Source organism: Streptomyces glaucescens (genome assembly GCF_000761215.1).
In the GTDB taxonomy this organism is placed as follows: Bacteria; Actinomycetota; Actinomycetes; order Streptomycetales; family Streptomycetaceae; genus Streptomyces; species Streptomyces glaucescens_B.
On record NZ_CP009438.1, the window covers coordinates 243,025 to 263,023 of the forward strand.

The 19,999-nt window shown below is 76.1% G+C and carries 12 protein-coding genes and 1 pseudogene; 10 read left to right on the forward strand and 3 right to left on the reverse strand.

Annotated features, from left to right (window positions below; genetic code table 11):
- Nucleotide 1: 1 nt before the first annotated feature.
- From SGLAU_RS00975 to SGLAU_RS01020, 10 genes and pseudogenes are all read left to right on the forward strand, one after another.
- Nucleotides 2-2,101, forward strand: a complete 2,100-nt coding sequence (locus tag SGLAU_RS00975) for a glycosyltransferase (RefSeq protein ID WP_244315146.1) — start codon at nt 2-4, stop codon at nt 2,099-2,101.
- Nucleotides 2,094-3,227, forward strand: a complete 1,134-nt coding sequence (locus tag SGLAU_RS00980) for a sugar phosphate nucleotidyltransferase (protein ID WP_043497476.1) — start codon at nt 2,094-2,096, stop codon at nt 3,225-3,227. The genes SGLAU_RS00975 and SGLAU_RS00980 overlap by 8 nt, the downstream gene beginning before the upstream one ends.
- A complete protein-coding gene (locus SGLAU_RS00985; protein WP_043497479.1) occupies nt 3,224-4,144 on the forward strand; it encodes a carbohydrate kinase family protein in 921 nt (306 codons plus the stop codon). Before SGLAU_RS00980 ends, SGLAU_RS00985 begins: the two co-directional genes overlap by 4 nt.
- 11 nt (nt 4,145-4,155) lie before the next feature.
- A pseudogene (locus SGLAU_RS36875) lies at nt 4,156-5,502 on the forward strand (glycosyltransferase); the annotation flags it as partial.
- 861 nt (nt 5,503-6,363) lie between these two features.
- Nucleotides 6,364-7,227 carry an HAD family hydrolase gene (locus tag SGLAU_RS36880; protein ID WP_244315311.1) on the forward strand — a complete coding sequence of 288 codons (864 nt, stop codon included), beginning with the start codon at nt 6,364-6,366 and terminating at the stop codon, nt 7,225-7,227.
- Complete coding sequence (malQ, locus tag SGLAU_RS01000) at nt 7,224-9,323, forward strand: 4-alpha-glucanotransferase (protein ID WP_043497481.1); 2,100 nt, start codon at nt 7,224-7,226, stop codon at nt 9,321-9,323. Before SGLAU_RS36880 ends, malQ begins: the two co-directional genes overlap by 4 nt.
- Nucleotides 9,295-10,461 (forward strand): sedoheptulose 7-phosphate cyclase, encoded by a 1,167-nt coding sequence (locus tag SGLAU_RS01005; protein WP_043497484.1) that lies wholly within the window; start codon nt 9,295-9,297, stop codon nt 10,459-10,461. Before malQ ends, SGLAU_RS01005 begins: the two co-directional genes overlap by 29 nt.
- Nucleotides 10,458-10,832: a cupin domain-containing protein gene (locus tag SGLAU_RS01010; protein WP_052413551.1), complete on the forward strand. Its 375-nt coding sequence runs from the start codon at nt 10,458-10,460 to the stop codon at nt 10,830-10,832. The genes SGLAU_RS01005 and SGLAU_RS01010 overlap by 4 nt, the downstream gene beginning before the upstream one ends.
- A complete protein-coding gene (locus SGLAU_RS01015) occupies nt 10,813-11,907 on the forward strand; it encodes an ROK family protein (RefSeq protein WP_078957535.1) in 1,095 nt (364 codons plus the stop codon). The genes SGLAU_RS01010 and SGLAU_RS01015 overlap by 20 nt, the downstream gene beginning before the upstream one ends.
- Nucleotides 11,904-12,827 carry an SDR family oxidoreductase gene (locus tag SGLAU_RS01020; protein WP_043497487.1) on the forward strand — a complete coding sequence of 308 codons (924 nt, stop codon included), beginning with the start codon at nt 11,904-11,906 and terminating at the stop codon, nt 12,825-12,827. Before SGLAU_RS01015 ends, SGLAU_RS01020 begins: the two co-directional genes overlap by 4 nt.
- Nucleotides 12,828-13,300: 473 nt before the next feature.
- Here the strand turns inward: SGLAU_RS01020 and SGLAU_RS01025 are convergent, their stop codons facing one another.
- Genes SGLAU_RS01025 through SGLAU_RS01035 form a run of 3 tightly spaced genes read right to left on the reverse strand, consistent with a single transcriptional unit; the run spans nt 13,301 to nt 19,988 of the window.
- Nucleotides 13,301-15,148 carry a hypothetical protein gene (locus tag SGLAU_RS01025; protein ID WP_043497489.1) on the reverse strand — a complete coding sequence of 616 codons (1,848 nt, stop codon included), beginning with the start codon at nt 15,146-15,148 and terminating at the stop codon, nt 13,301-13,303.
- Nucleotides 15,145-18,807 (reverse strand): DUF5682 family protein, encoded by a 3,663-nt coding sequence (locus SGLAU_RS01030; RefSeq protein WP_052414027.1) that lies wholly within the window; start codon nt 18,805-18,807, stop codon nt 15,145-15,147. Before SGLAU_RS01030 ends, SGLAU_RS01025 begins: the two co-directional genes overlap by 4 nt.
- An 11-nt stretch (nt 18,808-18,818) precedes the next feature.
- Entirely contained in the window at nt 18,819-19,988 is a 1,170-nt protein-coding gene (locus SGLAU_RS01035; protein WP_043497491.1) for an ATP-binding protein, read from the reverse strand.
- Between the last annotated feature and the right edge of the window lie 11 nt (nt 19,989-19,999).

Consider the following 19,999-nt stretch of genomic DNA (forward strand, 5'->3'; position numbering starts at 1 on the left):
CGTGACCGAGCCCCGTATGCACATCATCGAGACCTACTTCGAATGCTGCGGCTTCGACCACACCTTCCTGCAGGGCGGCACCTCGGTGTACCTGTGGAACCTGTCCCGGGCGTTCGCGGCGCGCGGCCACCGGGTCTCCCTTGTCACCCCCGCGCACGGCAGGCTCGACGACCTGCGCGGCAGGTACGACGTGGAGGACCTCGACTACTCGGACGAGTACGTGCTGCCGCTGGTCCTGGACCCCGGGGTGTGGCACGGCTTCCCCGCCGAGGTCCGGCTGCCGGTGCGGACCACCGCGCACCGCATCCGCCTGGAGGGCGTGGACCTGTACTTCCTCTCCAACGACCACCTCGACCGGCTCCCGGACACGTTCTACCCGCCCTACTCGGCCAAGGGCCGGGACCTGGTGTTCTTCAAGCCGCTCGTGTTCCAGGTGGACAGCGTGCGCTTCCTGCGCCGCTGGTTCGGCGAGGAACGGGCGATCGTCCACGCCCACGAGCCCTTCTACCACTACCTGCTGCCGGCGGCGCTGCGCGACGACCCGGGCAAACTCGTCGTCAGCACGGTGCAGAGCAACATGCCGATCACCAAGAAGGTCTACGCGCCCGAGGTCCGCAGGCTCCTCGAACTGCTGGGCTCCGGGGCCGGCGTCCCGCAGGACCCCGGGCCCGACCCGGCCGGTCCGGACCTGGAGGCGGTCCGCCAGTACCAGCAACTGACGCACCTGCACTACGAGTACCCGCCGGACCACGTGGCCCTCTACCGGCTGGTCCTGGAGAACGCCGACCTGATCGACTTCCTCTCGCCCGGCCAGCTCGACTTCTACGCCTCCTTCCGGGACACCCCCTTCGAAGCCCTCTTCGCGCGCCTGCCCCTGGCCCGTGCCGTGAAGGAGAACGCGCACAAGATGTTCGTCGGGGGCTGCGCGATATCCGACCGGTGGCTCGCCTGGGACCCGCGCGAGGTGGACCGCTCGGCGGTGCTCGACGGGCTGGGCCTGGACCCGGCGCTGCCGACCTTCTTCCACAACGCGCGCTACGCCCTGCACCACAAGGGCCAGCTGGAACTGGTGCGCGCCGTCGACCGGGTGCTGAGCGAGGGTCTCGCCGCGAACTTCGTCGTGCGCTGCATCTCCGGTGCCCCGCTCGACGACCCGTACTTCCGTGAGGTCGCCGAGCGGCACCGGGGCCGGCTGCACCTGGAGTCGGAGCGGGTGGACGAGCGGCGGGTGTTCGAGTACGCGTCGGCCGCCGACTTCTGCGTCTTCCCCTCCAAGTTCGAGATGGACACCTTCCTCATCGCCCAGGGCGAGGCCATGGCCTGCGGAGCGGTGCCCATCGCGACGGCGCAGGAGGGCATGGCCCACTTCCGGCACGCCCGGCCCGAGCCGGAGACCACCGGCCTGGCCGTCAACCGGTCCTTCGCCGAGGACGACCCGCTGCTCACCGCCGCCCTCGTCGCGCGCATCCGCGAGGCGGCTGCCCTGTGGACCGAGGACCCGGCCCGCTACCGGGAGCTGTCGCGGCGCGCTACGGCGGTCGCCCGGCAGTTCACCTGGGACCACTGCGCGGACCTGCACCTCGCCGCGTTCCACCGCCTGTGGCGGGGCGAGCCGGCCGAGCTGCCCGCCGAACGCGCGTTGCGGCACGGGTGGTTCGACCTCCTGAAGGACGAGGAGATCACCGAGGAGGCGGCCGTCGCCCACGGCGACCCGGGGGCGTACGCCCGCCTCGCCCCGGTCGACGCACCGGTCGCCCGGAGATTCTTCCGGGCGGCGTGGGAGCGGGCCGACTTCACCACGTGTGAGCGGATCGCGGACCGCTTCCCCACCGCCGTGACCGCCGGCGACCTGCGGCAGCTGCGCGAGCGGTGCTCGGTCGACGGCGACGGCACGCTGGTGTACCGCCTGCCGCACGCCGAGCGGGTGCAGCTGGTGACCCCCGCCCCGCGGGGCCCGGCGGCCCGGGCGCTGCCCGACGTCCGGGAGCTGCGCCGCACCGGTCCCGGCGTGTTCCAGGGGCCGCCGCCGGGACCGGGGGCGCGGTTGCTGCTGACCCTGTCCTCCGGACGCGTCACCTGGGACGAGGCCCGTCATGGCTGAGCCGTCGGGAGTGCGCGCGGTCCTGCTGGCGGGCGGCGAGGGGCGGCGCATGGGCCCGCTGGGCGCGGGACGGCTGAAGCCGCTCGTCCCGTACGGCGGTGTCTGCCGGCTGATCGACTTCAGTCTGGCCAACGCGCGCGCCTCGGGGCTGGGGGAGGTGCTGCTGCTGTCCCAGTACGAGGAGCGGCAGTTGATGGACGACCTGCACCGGGTGTGGAACCGGGCGGACGGCTTCCGGGTCCACTTCGGGCCGTACGACGACGCCTACCGGTCGGCGGGGGACGCGCTCCCCCGCGAGCTGCCCGAACGCACCTGGCCCGCCGAGCGCGGCACCGCGGACGCCCTGATCCGCAAGGCCGGGCACGTCTTCGGCGGTGACCGCGAACAGGTCCTGGTCCTGCACGCCGACCACGTGTACCGCTTCGACTACCGGCCGCTGATCAGGGAGCACCGGGCCTCAGGGGCCGCTCTGACGATCGCCTACCAGCGGATCGAACGGCGCTGGGTGCACCTGTTCGGAATGGTCCGCTTCAACCGGGCGGGACGGCTCACCGAGTTCGTCGAGAAGCCCGCCGAACCGACCAGCGACCTGGTCTTCGCCGCGTTCTGCGTCTTCGACGCCGCGGTGCTGCACCGCTACCTGGAGAAGCTGGACGGCACGGACTGGCAGCACGACATCAGCCGGGACGTCATCCCCGCGATGCTCGCGGGCGGTGAGGACATCCGCGGCCACGAGGTCGTCGGCCACTGGGAGGACATCGGCACCGTCGAGCGCTACCACCGCGCCCACCTGATGCTCGCGGCCGGCGGGCCGCGCGCCGCCCTCCCGGTCGAACGGATGCCCAGGACGGTGCGGCCCCGGGTGGACCGCGGCTGGGTGGCCGACTCCCTGGGCGTGGTCGCCTCGTTGGTCCCGGCGGACCTCGTCAACGAAGGCCGGGTGGAGCACAGCGTGCTGTTCCCGGGTGTGCGCGTCGGGGAGGGCGCACGGGTCCGGCGCAGCGTGCTGCTGCCCGGCGCCACGGTCTCCCCCGGTCAGGACATCGACTCGGCGGTGGTCCTGGAGAACGGACACGTGCAGCGGGTCGAGGACACCGCGGCCGTCACGGAAGGAACCCGTACATGAACCTGCCCCCCTACGACGTCCTGGTGGTCGGCGGAGCCGGTGTGGACACCGTCGTCCGCGTCGACGACCTGCGGATCCCGCCCGGCGACTCGCTGCACGTGCCCCCCGTGTACGACTACGTGGCGCACACCGGCAACGGCGTCGCGCTCGGCTTCCACGCCCTGGGCCTCACGACGAAGTTCATCGACTTCCTCGGTGACGACCCGCAGGGACACGCGGTGCTCGCCGCGTACGCCGAGCGCGGCCTGGACTTCAGTCACCTGGTGTCCCCGCACGGCACTCCGCGCGGCGTCAACCTGGTCGACGCGCGGGGCCGCCGCTTCTCCTTCTACGACTCCCGGCACCCCGTGGACCTGCGGCTGCCCCGCGCCTTCTACCTGCCCCACCTGGAGCGGGCGCGCCACGTCCACCTGTCCATCGTCGGGCACAACCGGGACCTGTACGAGGACGTCCACCGGCTCGGCGTGACCAGCTCCACCGACCTGCACGACTGGGACGGCGTCAACCCCCACCACCGCACCTACGCCCTCGCCTCCGACTACGTCTTCATGAGCGCGGCGGCCGTGCCCGACCGGCTCGACGAGGTCCTGCACGGCATCGTCGACGAGGGCCGGGCCCGTTTCGTCGTGGCCACCGACGGAGCCGACGGCTGCCACCTGCTGGTGCGGGGCGAGACGAAGGTGCGCCACTTCCCCGCCGTGCGGCCGGAGCGGCCCGTCGTCGACAGCAACGGCGCCGGGGACGCGTTCGTCACCGCCTTCCTCCACGCCCACCTCGAGGGGCGCCCGGTGGAGGAGTGCGTGCTGGCCGGATCGGTGTCCGGGGCCTTCGCCTGCGGCGCCGCCGGAACGCACACCGAGTTCATCGACCTGCCCGGTCTGCGCGCGGCCTGCGCCCGCGCCGTCCCGGCGGAGTGAGGGGCACCGGGGTGCACATCATCACCTTCTCCTTCGAGTGCGGCGGCTTCGACAACCGGCTGATGCGCGGCGGGCTGTCCCCGCTCGTGTGGAACCTCTCGCGCGCGTACGCCGCGCGCGGTCACCGCGTCTCGCTGGTCACCCCCGCGCACGGTCACCTGCCGGCCCTGCGGGAGCGGTTCGACGTACGGGAACTCGACTACCGCGACGAGCACACGGTGCCGCTGGTGCTGGACCCCAAGGTGTGGCCGGACCAGCCCGCCGGGACCGGCCTGTCCCTGGACACCCGCGCCCATCTGCTGCGCCTGGACGGCGTCGACGTGTACCTGCTGTCCGACGCCTTCCTGGACCTGCTGCCGGACCGGCTCTACCCGCCCCCGGCGTTCGAGGGCCGGGACCTGGCGCACGCCAAGCCGCTGGTCTTCCAGGTCGGCGGGCTGCGCTTCCTCCAGCGTCACCTCGGGGACGGCCCGGCGATCGTGCACGGCTTCGAGCCCTACTACCACTACCTGCTGCCCGCGGTCCTCGCCGAGGACGACCGCTTCCGGACGGTGAGCACGGTCGCGGCCAACGCCCCCGTCACCCAGAAGGTGTACCGGCCGCAGGTGGAACGGCTCCTGGAGCTGTTCGGGGTGCGGGGCCCCGACCTGGACGCGCTGGACGGGCCGGCGCCCGCCGAGGACTCCCCCATGGCGACCGTGGCCCGGGCCCTGGCCGGCACGCGGATGCACGTCGAGTACGGCCCGGACCACGTGGGCGTGTTCCCGCTGGTCGTCGCCGGGGCGGATCTCGTCGACTTCGTGTCCTCCGGTCAGCGCGACCACTACGTCACCTGGCAGGACACGCCCTTCGAAGCCCTCTTCCGGTCCCTGCCCGTGTCCCGGCGGCTGCGTGAACGGCCGGACCGGCTGCTGGCCGGCGGCTGCGGCATCTCCGACAGCTGGCTGGCGCGCGACCCGGGGGCGGTGGACCGCGCCGCGGTGCGCCGGTCGCTCGGCCTGACGGTGCCCGGCCCGGTCTTCTACCACGCCGCCCGCTACGCGGTGCACCACAAGGGGCAGCTGGAGCTGATGCGGGCCGTGCGGGAGGTGCTGGCCGACGATCCGGAGGTCGGCTTCGTGATCCGCTGCGCGACCGGGGGAGGCGGTGACGCTCCGGCCGTGGCGGCCAACGCCGCGTTCCAGCGACTGGCCGACCGGTATCCGGGCCGGCTCTACCTGGACTGGCGGCTCGCCGACGAGGACACCCTGTTCGCCCAGGCGGCCTGCGCCGACTTCTGCGTCTTCCCCTCGAAGTTCGAACTGGACGGCTTCCTGATCGCCCAGGCCGAGGCGATGGCCTGCGGCGCGGTGCCCATCGCCACCGCCCAGCGGGTGACCTCCCACTTCGGGCACCAGCGTCCCCTCGGCGATCCGGCGGCGACCGGCTTCTCGGTGCCGGGTTCCTTCCGGGACGACGACGCGGGCCTGGCCCGCGCCCTCGCGGAGCGAATACGCGAGGCCGCGACGGTCTTCCGTACGGAGCCGGACACCTACGCCCGGCTGTCGCGCAACGCCCGCCGCCTCGCCCGCTCGTTCACCTGGGCCCGCAGCGCGGACCTGCGCCTGACCGCCTACGACCGGCTGTGGCGCGGCGAGCGTGCGCAGCCCACGGCCGGCGAACTGGTGGAGTGGGGCTGGCTGGAGGCGCTGCCCCCCGCCGCCCTTGCCGGGCACCGCGACCTGATCGTGCGCGCGGCGACGGAACGCGGTGACGACCTCGCCCTCGCCCGCGCTCTCGGGTGCGGCACGGACGAACTGGAACCGGACACCTGGGAGCGGCTGTTCGCGTCGGCCCACGACCGTGGGGATTTCGTCCGCTGCGCCGAACTGGCCCGCCGGGCGGGCCGGCCCGACCTGCAGGCCCGCCTGGCGAACCGGTTCCGCGTCTTCGGCGGTCCGGACGGCACCTGGCGGGTGCGGTACACGCATCCGCGGGCGGACCGGGTCGAGCTGGTGGCCGAGGCGTCCCCGGCGGCGCCCGGCGCCGGTCCGGACGCGGCCGCGGCCGCGGCCGCCGAGGGGACGCCCGGCCCGCTGGAGTCGGCCACCGAGACCCTCGCCTCCGACGAACCGGCTCCCGCACCCGGCGGCGCCGTCCTGCGGCCGCTCGCCGCGGACGGCCGCGGAGGGTTCTCGGGGACGCTGGACGGGCCGCCCGTCGCGAGCCACGCCGTGGCCATGGTGACCCTGCGCTCCGGCCGGGTCGTCTGGGACGCCGTACCGACCCGGGCACCGGCGTTCCGGCTGGTGGCGACCGACCTGGACGGCACCCTGCTGCGCAGCGACCTGACGGTGTCCGCCCGCACCCGGCGCGCCCTGGAGCGGGTCGCCGCGGCCGGCGCCCACCACCTGGTGGTCACCGGCCGGCCGGCGGTGGCCTGCCGGCACCTGCTCGGCACCCTCGGCTACCGGGGGCTGGCCGTCTGCGGCCAGGGCGCGCAGCTGTACGACGCCGGCGCCGACCGACTGCTGTCCTCGCAGTCCCTGGACCGCGACCTGGCCCGCGACGTCGTCGCGAAGGTCGAGGCGGAACTCGGCCCGGTCGAACTCGGCATCGTCACCTCGCCGCCGGAGAGCCGGTTCAAGGTCACCCCGGCCTTCGGCGAGCGGGTCCGGCACGGCTGGGACGTGACCGCCGACCGGGAGCTGCTGTGGAGCGCGCCCATCGACAAGCTGATCCTGCACCACCCGGACGTCGACGAGGACCGGCTGGCCGCCGTCACCCGGCGGCTGACGGGCGGCGAGGTGACCGTCGTGCACTCGGTCAAGGGCATGGTGGAGGTCCTGCCCGCGGGCACCGACAAGGGCACGGGTGTCGCCCGGGCCGCGCGGCTGCTGGGCCTCACCGGCGCCGACACCGTCGCCTTCGGCGACATGCCCAACGACATCCCGCTGCTGTCCTGGGCGGCCCACGGCGTGGCGGTCGCCAACGCCCACCACGACCTGCGGGCCATGGCGGACGAGATAGCCCCCGGCAACGACGAGGACGGCGTCGCCTCCGTCCTGGAACGGCTCTTCGCGCCGGTGGAGGTCCGCCCGTGAGCGCCCGCCACGCCGACGCCTCCCTGCAGGAACTGGCCCACGCGTACGGCGTGAGCACCGAGTACGTCACCGACCGGGGCGGCCGTGTCACGGTGGCCGCGGACACCCTGGTCGCGGTCCTGGCCTCGTGCGGCGTGGACGCGAGCACCCCGGAGGCCGCCCGGCGGGCCCTCGCCGCACGGCGCGCGGCGGACACGGACCGGCTGCTGCCGGCCTGTGTGGTCGCCCGGGCCGGATCGGCGGTACCGCTGCGGCTGCCGCCCGGCGCCGAGGTTCGCGTCGCCCTGGAGGGCGGTGGCGAGACCGGCCCCGCCGCACCGCTGCCGCCCGGCGCGCACGTCCTGCACGCCGTCGCCGGCCGACGGCGGGCGTCCGCGCCGTTGCTGTCGGTGCCCGAGCGCGTCCCGGTGCCCGAGCGGCGCGCCTGGGGCTTCCTGGTCCAGCTCTACTCGGTGCTCTCCCGCCGGTCCTGGGGCATGGGCGACCTGGCGGACCTCGCGGAGCTGGCGTCCTGGTCCGGCCGCGCGCTGGGTGCCGGCTTCGTCCAGCTGGGGCCGCTGCACGCGGTGGAGCCGGGTCCGCTGCCCGATCCGTCGCCGTACCGGCCGAGCTCGCGGCGGTTCGCGGACCCGATGCACGTGCGGGTGGAGGACGTACCGGAGTACCGGTACCTGGAGGGGGAGGCCCGCCGCGCGGTGGACTCCTGTGCCGCCCGGGCCCGCGCGCTCAACGAGCGCGTACTGAGCGGCGCGGCGCTGATCGACCGGGAGGCGGTGCGCGCCCTCAAGCACGAGGCGCTGCGCCGGGTGTACGAGGTGCCGCTCGCGCCGGGCCGCCGTGCGGCTCTGGAGGCCTTCGTCGCCCGCGAGGGCGAGGACCTGACGGACTTCGCGACCTGGTGCGCGCTGGCCGAGGTGCACGGCGGCGCCTGGCGGTCCTGGCCCGAGGGGCTGCGCGACCCCCGCTCGCCGCGGGTCGCCGAGGCGCGCAGGGAACTCGCCGGCGCCGTCGCGTTCCACCGCTGGCTGGCGTGGATCACCGACGAGCAGCTCGCCGGCGCCCAGCGCGCCGCGAAGGACGCCGGCATGAACATCGGACTGGTGCACGACCTCGCGGTGGGCGTGGCCCCCGAGGGCGCCGACGCCTGGACGCTCCAGCACTGCCTGGCCGGCCGGATGAGTGTCGGGGCTCCCCCGGACGACTTCAACCGGCTCGGGCAGGACTGGGGCCAGCCGCCGTGGCGGCCCGACGCGCTGGCCGCCGAGGGGTACCGCCCGCTGGCCGGGCTGCTGCGGGCCGGCCTGCGGCACGCGGGGGCGCTGCGGGTCGACCACGTCATGGGCCTGTTCCGGCTGTGGTGGGTCCCCGAGGGCCGGCCGCCGTCCGAGGGCACCTACGTCCGCTACGACGCCGAGGCCATGCTCGGTGTGCTGCTGCTGGAGGCGCACCGGGCCGGGGCGGTGGTGATCGGCGAGGACCTCGGCACGGTGGAGCGCGGTGTCCGCGAGGAACTGGCCGCGCGTGGCGTGCTCGGCACCTCGGTGCAGCGCTTCGAGTACCTGGGCGGGTCGGAGGGACGGCACGGGCCGCTGCCGCCGCAGCAGTGGCGCACGAACTGCCTGGCCACGCTGACCACGCACGACCTGCCGACGACCGCGGCGTGGCTGAGCGGCGAGCACGTCGACCTGCGGGCCCGGCTGGGACTGCTCACCCGCCCGGAACCGGAGGAGAAGGCGCAGGCGGCGGCCGAACGGGACGGCTGGCTGGCGGAACTGCGCCGGCTGGACCTGCTGCCCGACGCCGGCGGCGAGGTCGTGGCCCTGCACCGCTTCCTGACCCGCACGCCGTCGACGCTGCTCGGGGTCTGGCTGCCGGACGCCACCGGCGACCGCAGGCCCCAGAACCTCCCCGGCACCGCCGGGGTGCACCCCAACTGGAGGCTGCCGGTGGCGGACCGGCACGGCCGGCCGGTCCCGCTGGAGGACCTGCCCGGCCACCCGCATGTACAGGCCGTCACCCGCGTGTTCACCGACGGCGAACCGCACGGCACGAGGACCGAGGAGAGAGATGTCAGGCCAGGCCCTTGCTCAGCTTGAGGGAGTCCGTGAGGACGCCGGAGGCTTCGACCTGCTGGCGCCGGACGGCACGCAGTACCGCGTGGACGTCACCGACGGGGTGTTCGACCCCCACAACCCACTCCTCGCCGGCTATGTGGCGGGACGCCGGGTGGTGGCCTTCGTCGGCCCCACGGTGGACCGCATCTACGGCGACCGGCTGCGCGCCTATCTCGACGCGCGCCTCGAGCCGGGCAGCTGGAGCGTGCACACCATCGACAGCGGTGAGCGCAACAAGACGCTCGCGTCGGTGGAACGGGTGTGCGCGATCGCCAAGGCGAGCGGCCTGGACCGCCACGGGGTGATGCTCGCCGTGGGCGGCGGGATCGTGGCGGACATCGTGGGCTTCGCGGCCTCGATGTACGCGCGCGGCATCCGCTACATCAAGGTCAACACCACCCTGGTGGGGCAGGTGGACGTGGGCGTGGGGGTCAAGACCGGGGTCAACGCCCTGAACACGAAGAACATGTTCGGCGCCTACCACCCCGCGCACGCCTCGCTCAACGATCCCGCCCTGCTGGCCACGCTGCCGGCCCGGGAGATCCGCTGCGGCCTCGCGGAGATCGTGAAGATGGCCGTGATCCTGGACGCCGGCCTCTTCGAGGCGCTGGAGGAGCACCCCGACGCCTTCCTGCGCTCCTCCGACGGCGCGCTGGAGACGTACGTGGTGCGCACCTCCATGCGGCTGATGATGGAGGAGCTGTGCCCCAACCTCCGCGAGCACGACCTCGCCCGGCTCGTCGACTTCGGGCACACCTTCAGCCCGGTGATCGAGACGGCCGGCGGGCACCGCCTGGAACACGGCGAGGCCGTCGCCGTGGACATGGCCCTGTCGGCGCACCTGGCCCGGCTGCTGGGACTGGCCGACGCGGAGAGCTGCCGGCGCGTGGTGACGCTGCTGCGCCGCATCGGCCTTCCCGTGTTCGACCCCGCCACCTGCACTCCGGAGCTGATGACGCAGGCCCTGCACGCGTCCTGGCAGCGACGGGGGCGCGAGCTGCACCTCGTGGTGCCGACCGGCATCGGCAAGGCGACCTTCGTGGAGCGGCTGGAGGACGTGCCCGCCGAGGTGCTGCGGGCCGCTCTGGACGCGCTGGCGCGGGAGGGGCGCACGTCGTGACCGAGTACGACGTGGTGAGCCTCGACACGCTCCTGCGGGGCAAGGAGAACGACCACGGCGGGCTGGGCACGATCCTCGCCCACCGCCTGTTCTCGCGGGCCGAGGGGGCTCCGGGAGCGGAGTTCATCGACATCGCCGTGCTGCCGCCCGGTACGTCCATAGGGCGCCACCGGCACGGCCGCGACCGTGAGACGTACGTGGTGCTCAGCGGCAGCGGCCTGATGTACCGGGACGGGACCGAGTTCCGCGTCGGTGCCGGGGACGTCGTCGTCAACCGTCCGCACGGCGAGCACGGCCTGGTCAACGACTCGGCCGGCGACCTGTGGCTGCTGGTCTTCGAGGAGGAGCTCCGTGACCGTCCCGCAGTCTGACCGTCTCGCCGCCGTCACCCCGGCGGGCGGCCCGGCGCGCCGCGCGGCCGGCGGTGCGCCCGGCGGCGTCCTCACCGTGCTCGACGTGGGAGGCACGACGCTGCGGACCGGCAGCTACGACCCGGAGGCGACGGCGGTGACCCGCGTGCGCCGGGTACCGGTCGAGGGCATGGCCCGCCATCCGCGCGACTCCGTGGCCGCGCTGCAGCACCGCGTCGTGGAGCAGATCGTCCACGAGGTCCGCCGGCACACCGGGGGCACGGCCCCTCGTGCGGTCGGCGTGGCCTTCGCCGGGCCGATCTCGGCCGGCGGTCTCGTCCTGGCCGCGCCCACCGTGTGGGGGCGGCGCGGTGAACCGCTGCCCCTGGGGCGGCTGCTGACGGAGCGGATCGGGGCGCCGGTCGAGGTCGTCAACGACCTGACCGCCGCCGCCTGGCGCTACGCGGCGACGGAGACCGAGCCCTTCTGCCTGATCACCGTCAGTTCCGGCATCGGCAACAAGGTCTTCCGGGGCGGTGAGGTGCTCCTCGACGCGGACGGGCACGGGGGCGAACTGGGCCACTGGGTGTGCGATCCCTCCCCCGGGGCGCCGTTGTGCGACTGCGGGGGGCGCGGCCACCTCGGCGCCATCGCCTCCGGACGGGGAGTGCTCGCCGCGGTCCGGCGGGCGGCGGGGGCCGACCCGGCCGGCTTCGCCCGGTCCCGGCTGGCCGAGCGCTGCGCCGGCCGGGCGGACGGCATCGACAACCCGGCGATCGCCGCGGCGGTGCGGGAGGGCGACGCGTTCACCACACAGGTGCTGCGCGGCACCGTCACCCCCCTCGCCCAGGCGATCGGGGCCGTCTTCACGTCCATCGGGGTGTGCCGGTACGTCGTGATGGGCGGCTTCGCCCTGGCGGTAGGCGAACGCTACCGGGAACTGCTGGTGGGCGAGCTGGTGCGGCTGGGGTGCTTCGGCCTCGACGCGGAGGCGGTCGACGCCATGGTGTCGCTCGGCAGACCGGACGACGACCACGGACTGATCGGCGTCGGCAGGCTGCTCGCCGACCGGCTGGCCCGGGCGGGCGCGCGATGAGCGCCGGCGGCACGCTCGTCGTCGGCAGCGGGTTCGTCGGCCTGGGCGTCGCGCGGCGGCTGGCCGCGGCGGGCGAGTCGGTCACCGTCACCTCCCGCCACCGTCCGGACCGCCTGCCGGACGTCCCGGGGGTCCGCTGGCACGCCCTGGACGCCACCGAACCCGAGGCGTGCGGCCGGCTCGTGGCCCGGCTGGAGCCCCGGCGCATCGTCCTCGTGCACGGGCCCTCCGACGTCACCTGGTGCGAGGAGCACCCGGCCCGGGCCGTCGCGGCGCACACCGCCGCGGCCGCCAACTTCGCCGGGCGGGCCGGGGACGCGAGGCTGCTGCTGGTCTCCACCGACAACGTCTTCGACGGTTCCCGCCCCGACAACTCCGAGGACACCCCGGTCTGCCCGGCCAACGCCTACGGCCGCGCGAAGCTGGCCGCGGAACGGACCGTGCTCGACGCGGCCGCGGACGCGGTGGTGCTGCGGGTCAGCCTGGTCTACGGTCACGAGCCGGCCGACGCCGGCAAGTGGCTCAACTTCTTCGCCGCGTGCGCGCACCGGCTGCTGCGCGGCGAGCAGGTCACGGTGCCGGAGGACCAGTGGACGACGCCGGTGCTGGTGGACGACGTCGCCCGGGTGACGGCGGCCGTGCTCTTCGCCGGGGGTGCGGTCCCCCCGGTCCTCCACCTCGGCGGACCGGACCGGGTCAGCCGTGCCGCGTGGGCCTCGGTCGTCGCGGAGGCGCTGGGGGCGCCGCCGCACCTGGTCGTGCCGGTGCCGCGGGCGGACACCCGGTACGCCTCCCGCCCGGAGAACGCGTGTCTGACCGGCTCCCTGCTCGGCCGGCTGCCGGCCACCGGGGAGATCGCCGTTCGCGGTGTCCGGGAGGGCGCCCGGTACCTGGCCCCGGCGTTCACCGCCGTGCGCTGAGCACCCGCCGGGCGACGCGGACGACCGCGCGCCCGGCGGCACCCGGAGCTGGGGCCGCCCCGGCCCACCGTGACACCCCTGTGACAGCGCGGAGGACCTGCGTCACACCCGGCGGGCTCGCGCCCTGATGCGGACGTACTCGGGTCGGGGCCCGGTGCGGTGAAAGGGCGTGCAGGGCGTCGCGAGGCAGACGGGAGTGTGACGACACACCCCAGGGGATGCACCTCCGTCCGGCCGGCTCGGCAGCGACCGGCGGGATCCCCCGGGCGTCCCGGACCTCGGCGTTCGAGCGCGCGTCCCGGGCCTCGGGGCCCTGCCTCGGGCCGGTGGCGCGCCGGGCTGCGGCTCGGTGACGCCTCCGGCCGCCTGCCGCGCCGGAGCCTGGTCCCACCGGGCGTCCGTGCCGTCGTGGCCCCCGGCAGCCCGGCGGTCCGCCGCGCGTTCGCCGGCGGACCGCGGTCGCGTCCCGGGGCTCACCGGTGGGTGAGGAGGCCCGAGGCGGACGCCGTGTCCGCGGCGGCGCCCCACGCACCGGCGCACAGGGCCCTCTCGATCGCGTCGGCGCAGACGGCGGCGGCGAGCCAGGCACGGGCGAACGGGGCGGCGTCGGACGGGAGGAGGCGGCCGAAGGCGTCGCGGGAGCGGACCGCGGCGGTGGAGTACAGGTCGTCGAGGACGTCGCCCGCCGTGGCGAGGCCGAGACGGCGCAGCCGGGCGCCGTCCCCCGCCTCGCCGTGGGGGGAGGCGGACAGGGCGAGGACCCGGCGGCCCCCGGACACCGCCTGGTGGACACGTCGGCGCAGCAGGTGCAGGGGGGCCTCGTCCCCGGCCGGGAGGGTGTCGGGCGGGTCCTGGACGGCGTCGGCGGGCAGGTCCGCGCGCTGGAGCCGGTCCAGGCCCGCGTCCACCCGGGCGTCCGGATCGGTGGGGTGCTCGGTGGCGAGCAGCAGGGCCCGGGGCGGCGTCCCGGGCACCAGCCGGGCCACGATCCGCAGGCGGCTGCCCCGGGCGGCGGCCAGCAGCCGCAGGTTGTCCCGGTACGGGAGCGAGGGATCGTCGTGGGCGGCGACCAGTCTCAGCGGCACGCCCGCGCAGTCGGCCAGGAGGCAGTCACCGGTGCTCTCGCGCACCGAGCCCAGGAGGGTCACCTCGAGGAACAGCAGGTCCTGCCCGTCGTTCAGGGCTCGGGCGACCTGCTCGGCGGCCGGTGCGGACCACAGCCGGTCCAGCGGCTCGGCGCGCCAGGCGGCGCCGGCCGCGCGGACCGCCCGCACCCCTGCCCCGGCGCCGAGACGGCCGGTCGGTGAGACCGTGGCACCGGACACCGCCAGGCCGGCGCGCGACAGTTCGCGGTGGGTCAGGGCGGTGTCGCCGAGCCGTACGGCACGGTCGGCCGCGCCCGTCGCCCGGGCGGGCCCGCCGGGCGCCACGTCGGACACCGTGTACAGGCGCCCTTCGGCGTCGGCGGTCCAGGTGACCACGCCCGCGTAGCCGGTGGCCGTCAGCACGGGTTCGGAGAACAGCCCGTACAGCCGCAGGGAGCCGTCCGGACGGTACGGCTGCCGTACCGTGCCGCGCAGTTCGGCCAGCTCGGCGCCCGTGGCGTGCGGGACGCGACGGGTGATGCCGAGCGTGGCGGCCAGCGCGGCGACGAGGTCGGTGAGGCGGTACGCCGGGTCGGCTGAGCGGGCGGCGCGCACCCCGGTCACCACGGAGATCGCCGCGGCCGCGGCGCGGGGCAGACCGGCGAGGCGGGCGGTGTGCGCGGCGCGCAGCAACTCCGCCTGGAGCACGGCGCCGGCACCGTCCGTGCCGGCCTCGAGCACGGCGGCCGCCGCGGCGTGGACCGCCCGGGCGGCGGCGCGTTGCTCGACGGTGGCGCCCTCGGCCGGAGCAGGGGCTGGGGTGACCCCGGCATGCGCACCGGCGGGAGCGGCATCCGGGTCGCCGGGGTCGACGGAGCGGGTGGCCGGGCGGTCCTGGGCCGCCGGCGCGTCCTCGGCGACCGGTGCTTCCTCGGCGACGGGTGCGTCGGCGGCGACCGGTGCCACGGAGGCCGCCGCCGCGCGGTGCAGGCAGTCGGGGGCGAGCAGGCAGCCGCAGCGGATCGCGTCCGCGCGGGACACCGTCCCGCCCTGCGCGTGCAGCACGACGTCGGTCTCGTCGTCCACGGCGATCCGTACGAGGTCGCCTTCGCGGACGACCGGGCGGGCGGCGAGTCTGGCGATGCCCGCGTCCAGCCGCTTGCGCAGGCGCGGCGACAGCGCCTCGACGAGTTCGGCGGTGACGGACGGGGCGACCGGAGGCAGGTCCGGGCTCATGCGATCTTCTCCCCTACCCAGCGGGCGAGTTCCAGCGGACTGAGGGCGGCGACGGGCATGCCCGCGGCGACGAGCTGGCCGGCGACTCCCGTGGAGTAGCGGGGGCGACCGGTGTCGTCGAGGCTCGCGCAGCCCAGGACGTGGCAGCCGGCCGAGACGAGCGCGCGCACCTCGGCGAGCAGACCGCCGAGCGGATAGCCCTCCTCGAAGTCGCTGACGACCACGACGAGGGTGCGCGAGGGCACGGTGACCAGTTCACGCGCGTGCCGCAGGCCGGCCGCGATGTGCGTACCGCCGCCCACGCTGACCTCCAGCAGCAGGGACAGCGGATCGTCCACGTGCCCGGTGAGGTCGATGACCTCCGTGGAGAACGCCAGGAAGTGGGTGGACAGCGTGGGCACGCCCGCCAGCACCGAGGCGGTCAGCGCGGCCCACACCGTGGACGCCTCCATGGACCCCGACACGTCGGTGACCAGGATTAGCCGCCAGTCGGCGCTCCGGCGCGCGCGGGTGCGGAAGACCGGCCGCTCGGGGATCACCCGGACCGTGCCGTCCGGCGCACGGCGCGCGGCCGCCAGGTTGGCCCGCAGGGTGCGCGGCAGGTCGAGGCCGCCGCCCGGGCGTCTGCTCGGGCGGGGCAGTGCGGTGCCGTGCAGGGCCGGTCGCAGCCGGGTGGCCAGTTGCCGGGTCAGCGCGTCGACCAGCCGCCGGACGAGCGGGCGCAGCGCGGCCAGCCGGGCCTCGGGCAGCCCGCCCGCGTGCCGCAGCACGGTGCGCAGCAGATCCACCGAGGGGCGCACGGCGTCCGCGTCCAGCTCGGCGAGCACGTCCCTGCGGCCCGACGCGGCGGCCGCGGCCAGCACTTCCTCGCGGATGCCCGGCCCGAACAGCGCGGCCAGTTCCTCCGACCACTCGCGCACGCCCGGGTACGGCGCCTGCCGTCCGCCGCCGGTGCCCCGGCCCGTCAGGTCCCCGCGGCTGCCCTCGCCGCGTCCGCTGCCGTACAACTCGTCCAGTGCGGTCGCCAACGGCGCGGCGGCGGCCGGGAGCCGGTCCGTGCGGCGGCCGAGGAGCAGGCGCCAGCGGTCGGCGGGGGCGAGACGGTGGTCCTCGGTGCCGGCGGCTCCGGGGGTGGCGTCCGTGGGCGAGGTGCCGGTCGGGGGCTGCGGGGTGGCGGTGTCCCCCGCCCCGGCGGGGGCCGGCGCGGGAAGCAGCCCCAGCGACCGCAGGGTGTCCCGCGCGGTGAGGTCCGCCCGCGTCCACGCGGCGAGCGCGGCCGGGTCGACGCCGTGCGTGTCGGTGACCCGCGCGGTGCCGAGGCGCTGCTCGACGGACACGAGGAGCCGGTCCCGGGCCGCGGGACTGAGCGTGTCGAAGCCGCCGCGCAGCGCGGGGAGCCGGTCGAGGAACGCCCGGTCGGGCAGCTCGGACACCCGGGTGAGCAGGGGCTCCAGCGCGGGCGCCGCCGCCTCCAGGAGCGGACCCGCGGCCGTCAGCAGCCCGCTGAGCCGGGCGGTGAGCGCGGCCCTGGATCCGGGGTCGGTGGCCCCGTCGACCCACGAGGCCACACGGTCCCCGAAGGCGTGCGCGTCCTCCTGCCCCAGCAGGACGCGCACCGCGCCCGCGGCGCCGCGCATCAGCGGGGATCCGTCGGCGGCCAGCCGGGCCAGGGCGGCAAGGAGGCGGATGCCGCCCGAGACGTCGGCACGGTGGGCCAGTTCGAGCAGGGCGTGGGCGTCGGCGGGGTCCTCCGAGCCGGTCAGACCGTCCACCTGGCGCACGGCCGCGGCCGTGAGCAGGTCCGCGACGCCGGTCACCCGGGCCACCCGGGCCGGCCCGGCGTCCAGTCCGGGGACGTGCCCGGCCCGCAGCCGGTCGAGGAGGGCCAGCCCGGACAGCAGCTCCGGCAGGGTGCCGGCCCGCGGCAGCACGCCGGCGAGGTCGTCGAGCCGCTCGTCGGCGAGTCCGGGCAGCCCGCACACCGCTGACTGTTCGAGCCCGGCCAGGGCCTGCGCGGCCGTCGGGCCGCCCTCGTCGCGCTCCGCCCGCCACCGCTGGCGCAGGACTCCTTCGGCGGCCTGCGCCGCGGTCACCCCGCGCGCGCCGGCCGCGGTCAGCATGGCCGCCGTGGCGGGTGTCCAGCGCACCTCCCAGCGGGAGGTGAGGGCGTCGGTGCCGCCCGCCGCGACGACCTCCTTGGCCTCCCCGTACGGCACCCCGCACACCGTCAGACGGCGCAGCAGCAGCTCCCGGCGCCGGTCGAGGTCGCTTCGCAGCGGGTCCAGCCGCAGGTCCCGTGACGTACCGGTGCCGCCGGTGTCCGGACCGGGCAGGCCGAGCCGTGCGACCTCGGCCTCCACCGCGGGGGCGAGACCGCTGCGCGGCGCCTGCGGCGCGGGGCGCCCGGTGCGCGTGCCGACGAGCACCCGTTCCATCGCCCGTGCCACGGCCCGCCCCCGCCCGTACGGCTCACCCTGCGCGAGTACCGTCTGCACGGCTTCGACCAGTTCGCCGCGGCCCGCCGCCGGGAGGCCGCGCAGCCGGGCGAGGTCCGAGGCGAACCGGCTGATCTCGCGCGCGTCGGCGGGGCCCGAGGGGTGGCCGAGGTCGCGCAGTTCGGCGCAGACGCGCACGGCGGCCCGTGTCAGGGCCTCTTCCAGCGCCGCCGGATCGCCGGCCGCGCGCAGCACCATGTGCTGCCACTCCGGGTCCCGGATGCCCGCCGGGTACCCGGACCGCTCGTCCAGGAGGGCGTAGGAGTACGGGATCAGCGAGGTCGTCCGGACGGGCCGCCGCGCGTCGTCGGCGGCGGTGCCGGACCGTGCGGGCGCCCGGACGGAGCCGCCGGCGGCCCCGGCGGCCTCCCGTACGGGCGCCGGATCCCCGCCACCGACGGCGCCGGCGTCCTGGCCTGCGAGCGCCGGGGCGTGGAACGCGCCGAGCACCACGGCCGCCCGCTCTCCGCGCGCCGTCGACTCGGCCAGCCGGTCCCGCATCCACCGCTCGCGCCGCAGGTCCAGCTCCGGCACCCCGCCCGCGGCGATCGCGTCCTCGCGCAGCGCCCACCCGGTGAGCAGGGCCGCCCGGCGCAGGGCCTCGGGCGGGGAGCCGGGGGCGGTGGCCTCGACCAGGCGGTCCCACAGGTCGTCCCCGGGACGGCCCGTCAGCCGGGCCCGCAGCGCGTCGCCGAGACCCGGGCCGCCGGTCCGCCGCCCGGCGGCCCTCCGTCCCTCGGCCCACGCGCGGTCGGCGAGCGGCAGATCGCAGGCGATGACCGGTACGCCGTGGCGGGCGGCCCAGCGCACGGCGGCCAGTTCGGGCGAGAAGTCCGCGAACGGATAGAACGCCGGCCCGTCGCCCTCACCGCCGTCGCCGGGCGCGGCGGCGAGGGCGACGGGGGCGCGCGTCTCCGGGTGCCCCAGCCAGGGCAGCCACTCCTGCATCTCGGCGGGCAGTTCGACGAGCAGCACGTCCGGCTTCGCCTCGTCGAGCAGCGCCGGCACGGCGGCGGCCAGGGAGGGCGCGTGGTGCCGTACGCCGACGAGGTAGGGCGCGGACGGGGCGGTGAGCGCGGCGAGCGCCCCGTCGGGCGGGAGGGGGAAGGGGGACGACGCGGCGGCGGAGGGCGAGCCGTCCGCGGCGGCGGCCCCGTGGGACAGGGACACGGCCGTCAGCCCTCCAGGACCGTGCGCAGGTCCCACAGGGTGCGCCAGGTGGCGGAGCCCTGCTCGGCGCGGCGCCGCACCGGACCGTCCCAGTAGCCGCGCAGCCGGGCGGCGTCCGCGGGGTCGTCCTTGCGGACCACGCCCAGCAGGTGCCCCGGCAGCAGCCCCAGCACATCACGGTCGCCCGGGAAGTAGGCCGCCGCGAGCGCGAGCGCCCCGGCGACCGACACGGCCTCGGCGGTGCTCATCACCGTGGACGGCCGTTCCACCTCCCAGCCCTCCGCCGACCGGCCTTCCCGGAGGTCCCGGAACGCGGTGACCAGTGCCTCCAGGACGGCGTCGTCGACCTGGAACGGTGCCCCGGCGCGCGCCACGGACGCCCGGGCCTGGCCGCGCACCAGCGCGATCTCCGCGTCGATGTCCCCGATGGGGCCGACCGTCTCGAAGTTGAAGCGGCGCTTGAGGGCCGCGGACATCTCGGAGACGCCCTTGTCGCGGAGGTTGGCGGTGGCGATGAGGTTGAAGCCGGGCGCGGCGTGCGCCAGGGCGTCCGCGGCGCCCGCGAGTTCGGGCACCGCCATCCGCCGCTCGGAGAGCAGCGACACGAGGGAGTCCTGCACTTCGGGCAGGCAGCGGGTGACCTCCTCGACGCGGGCGATCGCCCCCCGGGACATCGCGGTCAGCACGGGCGAGGGCACGAGCGCCTGGCGGCTGGGGCCCTGGGCGAGCAGCAGGGCGTAGTTCCAGCCGTACTTCAGCTGGTCCTCGGTCGTACCGGCGGTGCCCTGCACCACCAGGCCGCTGGTGCCGCACACGGCGGCGGACAGCAGCTCCGACAGCATCGACTTGGCCGTGCCGGGTTCGCCGACGAGCAGCAGGCCGCGCTCCCCCGCGAGCGTCACCACGCACCGTTCGACCAGCGCCCGGTCGCCGACGAACTTGCTCGCGATCGTCATGCGGCGCGGCACGCCGTCAGGCACGCCGGCGCCGTCGGGCAGCTTCAGCGGCTGTCCGCCGCTGCCGATGACGAACGTGACGACGGCGCGCGGGGTGAGCCGCCAGGCGGGCGGGCGCGGCCCGTCGTCGTAGGCGGCGAGGAAGGCCAGTTCGGTCGCGTACCGGTCCTCCGGCGGGTCGATCTGGCGGGCCGGGGCGTCGGGGAGGGTGGTGGTCATCGGTGCGGGTT